At 67.6% G+C, this 1,317-nt stretch carries 2 protein-coding genes; one reads left to right on the top strand and one right to left on the bottom strand.

Annotated elements, in window-relative coordinates; genetic code table 11:
- Positions 1–385 (top strand): hypothetical protein (locus JF66_RS18895; protein WP_231556509.1); only part of this gene is annotated, 385 nt, incomplete at its 5' end.
- Between the two features lie 37 nt (positions 386–422).
- On the opposite strand, the gene thiD is transcribed toward JF66_RS18895, so the two are convergent.
- Positions 423–1,317: bifunctional hydroxymethylpyrimidine kinase/phosphomethylpyrimidine kinase (thiD, locus tag JF66_RS18890; protein ID WP_369798072.1), on the bottom strand; the 895-nt coding region annotated here is incomplete at its 5' end.

The raw sequence follows: 1,317 nt of genomic DNA, 5'->3' as shown, positions 1-1,317 counted from the left end.
CACCCTGAACCATCGACGGATGGCCGTGGGGATTTCGCTCGCCAGTATCGCGGCCATCCACGTACTCGACCTGCAAAGCAAGCTCGAAGAAGTTCCCTACATCGGAGTGATGTACATCCTCGTCATTGTGGCTTCGCTCATCCTGATGGAACGTCTCTTCGTCGTGGGGTCGCGCCTCGATTTCATCGCGTCGGCCGTCGTGGCCGGAGTGGTTATTCTGGGCTTCGTCGTCAACCGCACGGTGGGTATGCCGGGCGCCACGGATGACATCGGCAACTGGTTCGAGCCGCTCGGTCTGCTGTCCATCCTGGTCGAGGGCTTCGTCGTCTGGCAGGCTCTGGCGGCCGTGTTCAGCCGTCGCTGGAACCGTCCCACCGCCGCCTGAATCCAGTTCAGGTCTCTCGCCTGCAGGCGGGGGCGGCTCACACGCGTGACGTGCGGGCCGCCCACAGCCCAGCGAAGTGGTTGATCGGGCCGTTTCCTCGCCCCACGTCAAGTTCATCGGCGTGGCGCAGGCTCTCTGTCAACCAGGCCTTGGATACGGCGAGCGCCCGCTCCCAGTCGCCCAACAGAACCTGCCGGGTCGCGAGAGCGCTTGACAGGGAACATCCGGTGCCGTGGGTATTCCTGGTCAGTACCCGGTCCACCGGGAACTCCACCACGGTGCGAGCACCGGAGAGCGATCCGGACGCGTCCACCAGAGCGTCCGGCGAGGCGTCGCCCGCGAGGTGGCCGCCCTTCACCAGCACCACCACCGAGTGCGACAGGGACACGGCGTGGGCTTGAGCCAAGGCATCGGGCCAGGTGCGCGCCTCCGGCAGTTCGGCGAGCACCGCGAGTTCCGGCAGGTTCGGCGTGACGACGTCGGCCAGCGACAGCAGGCCTCGCAGTGCCGCCTCGGCGGGCTCGTCGAGCAATCGGTCGCCACTGGTGGCCACCATCACCGGATCGAGCACCACGATGGGCGGCCGAGCGCGGCGCAGCCATGAGCTCACCTCGGCGATCACCGCCGCGTTCGAGAGCATGCCGATCTTGACCGCGTCGATCACCACGTCATCGCTCACGGCGTCGAGCTGCTCGCGCAGGAACGACACCGGCGGCAGGTGAACCGAACGCACGCCCTGCGTGTTTTGAGCGACGAGCGCGGTGACCACGGCCATTCCATAGCCTTCGTTCGCGGAGATGCTCTTCAGGTCGGCCTGGATTCCGGCGCCCCCGGTCGGGTCGGTGCCGGCGATACTCAGCACCCGCGGGATCCGGGTCATGCGCGGGACCGCTCGGCGGGAGCGGCTTCGGCCCACGCCACGGCGAACGCCC

Origin of the sequence: Cryobacterium sp. MLB-32, assembly GCF_000738085.1 — a bacterium.
Classification (GTDB): Bacteria; Actinomycetota; Actinomycetes; order Actinomycetales; family Microbacteriaceae; genus Cryobacterium.
Note: the sequence above shows the minus strand (reverse complement) of the source record. Positions and strands in the feature narration are given on the sequence as shown.